Consider the following 7,489-nt stretch of genomic DNA (forward strand, 5'->3'; position numbering starts at 1 on the left):
GCGGTCCGGGACGTCGTTCCCGGGCCGCCCGTCCGCGTCCCGGGCGCTTGCCCCCACCCGCCCCGCGAGCCGTGGCCGCGCCGCGGCGGGAGCAGCGGGTCACGCGCTCACCCGACCGGCGCAGCGCGTAACCCGTACCGCCCGCCCGAGGGGTGCGCGGCGCCCCGGCTGCCTACCGTGACCGCATGGAGTCAGCGCGCACCACGACCGGGACGGGAACCACCCAGCTGCCGGGCTGGGCCGGCGCGGCGGTGCCGCTCGCCGGGCGCCCCGCCCGCCGGCGGCCCCTGGTGCTGCCGGCCGAGTGGGCGGCGACGCCGCTGACGGTGGTGATGCCCACCTACGACGAGGCGCTGACGCTCACCGTGGTCGCCGACGCGCTGCTGGCGCTGCCCCTGCCGGGGCTGCGGCTGCTGGTGGTCGACGACGCCAGCCCGGACGGCACGGGCCAGCTCGCGGAGCGGCTCGCGCTGCGCCACAACACCCCCGGGCGCCCGTGGCGCATGGCGGTCCTGCACCGCCCGGAGAAGGCCGGGCTGGGCCGCGCGTACGCCGCCGGGATGCGGTGGGCGCTCGCCGAACAGGGCACCGGGTACGTGCTCCAGATGGACGCCGACGGCAGCCATCCCGTCGTCGCCGTCCCCGAGCTGCTCGGCGTGGCGCACTCGCTCGGGGCGGGACTGGTCGTCGGCAGCCGCTACGTGCCCGGCGGCGCGCTGTCCACCCGCTGGGGGCTGCACCGGCGGCTGCTCTCCGGCTGCGGCAACCGCTACGCGCAGACCGTCCTCGGCTCCCGGGTGCGCGACCTGACGGGCGGCTTCAACCTCTGGGGGGTCGAGACACTGCGACAGCTGCGGCCCGCGACGGCCGGCAGCACCGGCTACGCCTTCCAGGTGGAGCTGAAGCACCGGGCGCTGCGGGCGGGCGCCCGCGCGGTGGAGGTGCCGATCACCTTCGCGGAGCGGCGGGCCGGCGTCTCGAAGATGTCGCTGGCGGTCCAGGCCGAGGCGGCGTTCCTGCCGTGGCGGCTCCGCCTGCGCGACCTGCGGGAGCTGCGCGACCCGGGTGAGGTGCGGGCGGTGCGGGACCCGGCCGGGCCGGGCGGAGCGCACCGCCGGTGGCCCGACGGAGCCCGCGCCGCGGACGCGCCGACGCACGGCCCGCAGGCGGTGCGGCGCAGCCCGCACCGAACGGCCGCGCCCTGACCGCAGCCGCGCCCTGACCGCAGCCGTGCCCGGGTGGGAACGCCGCACCGCCGGGCGCCTCTCCCGAGGTGCTCCGGCGGTGCGGTGGGTGCGTGGCGCGGTGCCGCGCGCAGCGCTCGTACCGGCGGGGTCAGCCCGCGGGCACGGGGGGCACGGGCGGTGCCTGGGGGGCGGGGGCCGCCGCGGGGCCGGTCAGGGCCGCTGACCCCGACCCCCTGGAGCCGCCGGAGGAGGCGCGGTCGCCGCTCCGCTCGAAGGGGCTCGCGAACGGGAAGTACGACCGCAGGAACGGCTTCATCACCGCGAGCTGGTCGGCCAGGTCGGCCTCGCTGGAGACGGTGTCGTTGAGGCAGAACACCGAGCGGTCGCGCGCCGCGAGCAGCCGGCCGAGCCGGGCCGGGGTGTGCGGGTGTGCCATGTCGAAGTAGTTGTAGACCATCTCGCCGGGCACGGCCCGCCCGGTGAGGAAGGCGTAGTAGTGGTGCAGCGAGGAGGTCACCGAGAGGTCGTTCAGCTCGCGGAACCGGTTGGCCGCGGTGGTGCGGTGCCGCTCGGCGAACTCCTCCTCGATCTCCTGCAGCACGCTGCGCTGCAGCGCGTGCGGGACGTGCTTCATCTTCTGCGTGATGACGGAGCCGAACCGCTCCTCGATGACGGTGCGGTTGTTCTTGCCCGCCACCGACACCGGGACGTCCTCGGCCGAGGGGCGGCCGAACGGCACGTGCGCCTTGGAGAGGAAGAACTTCGACAGGCCGTTGGCGAGGAAGAAGTCCTGCGGGGTCGCCGGGCGCCCCAGGAAGACGTCGTCGTTGAGGTAGAGGAAGTGCTCCGACAGCCCCTTGATGTGGTGCAGCTGGCTCTCGATGGCGTGCGAGTTGAAGGTCGGCAGCACGGAGGGGTCGGCGAAGATCTCCCGGTGGCTCACGACGGTGATCCGCGGGTTTGAGGTGTCCAGCCAGTCGGGGGTCTGGTCGTCGGTGACCAGGTACACGTGGTTGATCCACGGCGCGTACTGGGCCAGGGAGCGCAGCGAGTAGCGCAGCTCGTCGCGGCTGAGGAAGCGCGCGGCGTTGGCGGCCTCCTCGTGGTAGCCCTCGCCGGTGTGCTCGGCGCGGCGCCGCAGCCAGGCCGGGTCGGAGCCGTCCACCCAGGTGTACACCGCGTCCACGGGGAAGCGGATGTCGTCGGGCAGCGGGTGGGAGAACTCCGGGAGGGTCCGGACCGCGGCGCCCGGCAGCGCGGCCGCCGGCAGCAGCGGGTTGACCCGCGTCAGCGGGACGGTGACGGTCTCCTCACCCGGGGGGACCTCGTCCGTGCAGCGGTTGGCGCGGGGCGCGAGCAGCCCGCCGCGCTCGTCGGCCGCCCAGAACTCGACGTCGCAGCCGAAGCGGTCGCCGACCGCCGCCTCACCGGCGGCGTCGGTGAAGTACCAGCACAGCGGCAGCACGGCCGACTGCTGGGCGCGGCGGCGCAGCAGGCTCTCCATGGCGGGCGCGGTGCGCGGCCCGGTGCGGCCGGAGCCGTCGGTGGTGAGGTAGCCGGCGGTGCGGGCGGCGAGGCCGGCCAGCACCGTGACGGCGGAGTCCCGCAGCGCGGCGGGGACGCCGACCACGCCGGCGGCGGGGTCGTTGCCGCGCACCGCGAAGTGCTCGATCCCGGCCTCCTCCAGCGCCTCGCACACCCACTGGACGGCCTGGGCCTGTGCCTGCACCGGGGAGGGGTGGGGACGGACGTGGGCGGCCTTCGGGCGGCGGTCGACCGTCACCAGTCGGCGTCCGGGGGCCGCGAAGGTCTCGGGGGAGCGGCGCAGCGCGTACCCCGCCCGCCGCTGGGCGATGTGGTCGGGCAGCGCCTGCGAGAGGGTGAGCGACCGCTTCACCGCCGACCGCAGCCGCAGCGAGGCACGCCCCGCGACGGCGCGGCGTGCCGCCAGCGGCACGACTCTGCGGTAGATCGCGACCAGGGTGGACGCCTCGGGGTTGCGGACCGTGCCGCTCGTGCGGCTGCCCCCCTGTTCCGGTTGTGCGCTCATCGCACCGGCTCTCCTCCCACGTGCACGCCCGGCCCTCGGCTGTCCGGGGCGGTGCGAAATGTCACCATCGTCGTAGTCTGCCGCACGTCACCGGCGGGCCCACCGTCCCCGGCGGGGCCCGTCGTGCGGCCGGGTGCGACCACTGGGCCGCACGCTACTCCTTCCCAGCCTTCCGGAAAGGAGGCATCACCGATGTGGTCCGAGAGTCGCGGGTGACAGCCGACCGCTCGGCGAACGGACATGCCCGTTCACTCGTGTGAGTGAACGGGCATCGCCTGCTCGGTGGTTCCGACGAGGACCGGCTATTTCACCGCGCCGCCCATCATGCCCGCGACGAACTGCTTCTGGAACGCGAAGAAGATCGCCAGCGGCACCAGCATCGACAGGAAGGCGCCGGGCGCCAGCACGTCGATGTTGGCGTCGAACTGCCGCATCTGCTGTTGCAGCGCGACCGTCATCGGCGGCGTGCTCGGGTCCGCGAAGACCAGCGCCACCAGCATGTCGTTCCAGACCCACATGAACTGGAAGATCGCCAGCGCCGCGATGGCGGGGCCGCCCAGCGGCAGCACCACCCGGGTGAAGAGCCGCAGCTCCCCGGCGCCGTCCAGCCGCGCCGCCTCCAGCAGCTCCCGCGGGATCTCCGCGAAGAAGTTGCGCAGCAGGAAGATCGCGAACGGCAGGCCGAACGCGGAGTGGAACAGCACCACACCGATCGTGGTCTCGAAGATCCCGAGGGTGTTGAAGAGCCGCGCCACCGGGATCAGCGCCACCTGGATCGGCACCACCAGCAGCGCCACGACACCGATGAACCACCAGTCCCGGCCGGGGAAGTCCATCCACGCGAAGGCGTAGGCCGCCGCCGCGCCCAGGACCAGCACCAGCAGGGTGGCCGGCACGGTGATGACCACCGTGGTCCACAGCGACCCGGTGATCGCGTCGTTCTCCAGGATGCGGGAGTAGTTGGCGCCGGTCAGCGACCCGGGGTCGCTGAGCACCGTCCACCAGCCGCTGGAGTTCATGTCCCGGGGCTCGCGGAAGGAGGAGATCAGCAGCCCCGCCGTCGGCATCAGCCACAGCAGCGCCAGGACGACCAGCACCACCCGGACCGCGGTGCCCGAGAGCAGCGCGACCAGCCGGGTGGCGACCGACGAGCGGGGAGCCCCCTTCCCGGCGGCCGCGTCCGCGGTCGCCGGGGGTTTCGTCGCGGGGGTACTCATCGCTGGGCCTCCTTACGCAGCCGGCGCACGTTGACGATCATCACCGGGATCACCAGCAGCAGCAGGAAGATCGCGATGGCCGAGCCGAGCCCCTGGTCCGCGCCGGCGCCGAACGACACGGTGTACAGCTGGAGCGCCAGCACGTTGGCATCCGGTTGCACCGAGCCCGGCGCGATGATGAGCACGAGGTCGAAGACCTTCAGCACGTTGATCATCAGCGTCACCATCACCACCCCGAGGACCGGGGCGAGCAGCGGCACCGTGACCCTCCGGAACACCTGCCACTCGTTGGCGCCGTCCACCCGGGCGGCCTCCAGGATCTCCCGGGGCACCCCGGCGAGGCCCGCCGCGATGAGCACCATCGCGAAACCGGCCCACATCCAGACGTAGGAGCCGATGATCGCCGGTGTCACCAGCGTGGGCCCGAGCCAGTCCACCCCGTTGTAGGAGGCGGCGAAGTTGGACGCGGCCAGCCGCAGCTCCGCGCCGTCCGCCTCGGCCGGGAGGGAGAACGTGCCGTCCTCCGCCGTCGAGGTGGAGGCGACGGACCGGCCGTCGACCCACGCCTCGACGGTGACGCCGGCGAGCGCCTTCTCGCCGTCGTCGATGACACCGGGCTCGCCACCACCACCCTGCGAGAAGTCGAGCCAGACGGTGCCGGTGACCTCTCCCGCCACGGGCTCCGCGGCGCGGGCGGGCTCGGCGTCGGCGACGTCCTGCGGAGCCACGCGCACCAGGGGCAGCAGCACGCTGTCCCCGGCCGCCACGGTCTCCTCCCGCACGATCGACCCGTCGGGCTGTTCGGTCAGGCCGTCGTCGGGCCGCGGGTGGGCGCCCGGCCAGGGCGCGCCCTCCGAGAAGCTGTCGTGAACCGAGGTGACGACGGCGTTGGCCACGCCCCGGTCCGGGTCCGCCTCGTAGACGAGACGGAAGATGATGCCCGCGGCCAGCATCGAGATCGCCATGGGCATGAAGATCAAGAGCTTGAACGCGGTCGCCCAGCGGATGCGCTCGGTGAGCACCGCGAAGATCAGGCCGAGTCCGGTGGCGACAGCGGGCGCCACGGCGAGCCAGATCAGGTTGTTCTGCAGGGCCTTCCGAATGGCCGGGTCGGTGAAGAGCGACTGGTAGTTGCCGAAACCGACGAACCCGTCACCCGAGGCGTCGAACATGCTCCGGTAGAGCGAGAAGACGATCGGGTACACCACCAGCGCGCCCAGCAGGAGCAGCGCCGGCAACAGGAAGCAGGCCACGACCCAGGGGCGTCCTCGCAGGACGCCGGAGTCCTTCGCCATCGTCCGCAGTCCTCCCGCGGATCAGTCGCCGTAGGCGGAGGCGGCCTGCGACTCCAGGTACTCCTGGACGCCCTCGATGTCCTCGGGGTCGCGGAGGAAGTCCTGCAGCGCCTGCCACATGCCCTGCCCGGTGGTGCCACCGAACGCCGCCGGCGCCAGGTCGGACATGTCGAAGCGGAAGTCGTCGCCCGCGGAGATCAGCGCCTCGGCGATCTCGCGCTGCACGTCGTCCGGGTAGGCGTCGAACTCCAGCGACTTGTTCGGGGAGAGGAAGCCGCCCTGCCCGGCCCAGGTGCGCGCCGCGTCCGTGGAGGCCAGGAAGGCCATGAGCGCCTGCTGCGCCTCGGTCGCCTCACCGGTGTCGGGGGAGAGCGCCACGGCAACGTCGCCGCCGGAGACCACCGGCGAGTCGTCACCCACGGCGGGGAACGGGAAGACCAGGGCGTCCTCGCCGACGACGGCGTCGGTGGAGTCGCTGATCACCGACGCGACGAAGTCGCCCTCGTAGACCATGGCCGCGGCGGGGGCGTCCAGGTCGGCGAAGGTCTGCGTCACCGAGGTCGGGAAGTCGGTGCGCAGCGCGCCCGCCGAACCGCCCGCCAGCAGCCGCTCCTCGCCGAACAGCTCGCCCAGTGTGGTCAGCGCGTCGGTGACGCTCTGGTCGGTCCACGGGATCTCGTGGTCGGCGAGCTGGTCGTACATCTCCGGGCCGGCCTGCGAGAGGTAGATGTTCTCGAACCAGTCCGTCAGCGTCCAGCCGTCGGCGCCGCCGACCGAGACCGGGTCCACGCCCGAGTCGGACAGCACCCCCGCGGTGGAGACGAACTCGTCCCAGGTGGTCGGCGCCTCGACGCCCGCATTGGTGAAGGAAGTGGTGTTGTACCAGACCAGCGACTTGTTGGCCGCCTTCACGTAGACGCCGTACTGCTCGCCGTCGTACGCGCCGAGGTCCTGCCAGCCCTGGTCGTAGTTCTCGGAGAGCTGCTCCTGCGCGAGGTCGCCGACGGGGGCCAGCCAGCCGCGCTCGGCGAACTCGTGGACCACGCCCACCTGGGCCACCAGCGCCACGTCCGGGGCGGCGCCGCCGTCGATCTTCTGCCCGATGAAGGTCGCCAGGTTGTCGCCGGTCGGCACGAAGTTGACGGTGGCGCCCGTCTGCTCCTCGAAGTCGGCGATCGCCGCCATGAAGTTGGACTGCTCGGCGCCCGTCCACACGCCGGCGACCTCCAGCGTCTCGCCGGACAGGTCGGGCAGGTCCAGCGCGGAGTCGCTGCCGCCGCCCCCGCCGCCGCCCCCGCCGGAGCCGCCGTCGTCATCGCTCCCGCAGGCCGTGAGTACCAGGGCCGCCGCGACGGACACCGCCGCGATCCGGCCGACTTGCCGCGTACCGCCGCGGGGTCGAATGGCACTACTCATGTTGACCGCCCTTTTTACCTGTGAACCATCATCGCTTCATCGGACAGGGCGCCGGCCCGCCGGCCCGGAGCTGCGCAGCGGCAGGCCGGGCCGCGTGTTCCGGCGCTGGTAGCCGTTCCTACGCTGCGGGGGCGTGCGAGGCAAGAGCGTTCAACCTGTCAACGGCTCTTTCGTGATGGCTCTGTTACGAGCAGGTCAAACTTCCGGTACCCGGCGTACGGCCCGGGTACTCCCGGCGGGGGAGCGGCGCGGCGTCGCCCCGGGACGGGGCGGTCGCGGGACCGCGGCGGGGCCTGCCCGCCGGCGCCGCCCGCCGCCGTGCGT

General features: G+C 73.4%; 5 protein-coding genes. 1 reads left to right on the forward strand and 4 read right to left on the reverse strand.

Annotation, left to right across the window (positions count from 1 at the left end; translation table 11 throughout):
* Positions 1-185: 185 nt before the first annotated feature.
* Positions 186-1,205 (forward strand): polyprenol monophosphomannose synthase, encoded by a 1,020-nt coding sequence (locus tag HCN56_RS21635; RefSeq protein ID WP_167973676.1) that lies wholly within the window; start codon positions 186-188, stop codon positions 1,203-1,205.
* A gap of 130 nt (positions 1,206-1,335) precedes the next feature.
* Here the strand turns inward: HCN56_RS21635 and HCN56_RS21640 are convergent, their stop codons facing one another.
* The 4 genes from HCN56_RS21640 to HCN56_RS21655 form a co-directional block, all read right to left on the reverse strand.
* Positions 1,336-3,237 carry a stealth family protein gene (locus HCN56_RS21640; protein WP_167973678.1) on the reverse strand — a complete coding sequence of 634 codons (1,902 nt, stop codon included), beginning with the start codon at positions 3,235-3,237 and terminating at the stop codon, positions 1,336-1,338.
* A gap of 302 nt (positions 3,238-3,539) precedes the next feature.
* Positions 3,540-4,454: a carbohydrate ABC transporter permease gene (locus HCN56_RS21645; RefSeq protein ID WP_167973680.1), complete on the reverse strand. Its 915-nt coding sequence runs from the start codon at positions 4,452-4,454 to the stop codon at positions 3,540-3,542.
* Positions 4,451-5,749, reverse strand: coding sequence for a carbohydrate ABC transporter permease (locus tag HCN56_RS21650; RefSeq protein WP_167973682.1), 1,299 nt, complete (start codon positions 5,747-5,749; stop codon positions 4,451-4,453). Before HCN56_RS21650 ends, HCN56_RS21645 begins: the two co-directional genes overlap by 4 nt.
* 21 nt (positions 5,750-5,770) lie before the next feature.
* Entirely contained in the window at positions 5,771-7,165 is a 1,395-nt protein-coding gene (locus HCN56_RS21655; RefSeq protein ID WP_167973684.1) for an ABC transporter substrate-binding protein, read from the reverse strand.
* Between the last annotated feature and the right edge of the window lie 324 nt (positions 7,166-7,489).

The sequence above is a fragment of the Streptomyces lonarensis genome, assembly GCF_012033735.1.
In the GTDB taxonomy this organism is placed as follows: domain Bacteria; phylum Actinomycetota; class Actinomycetes; order Streptomycetales; family Streptomycetaceae; genus Streptomyces; species Streptomyces lonarensis.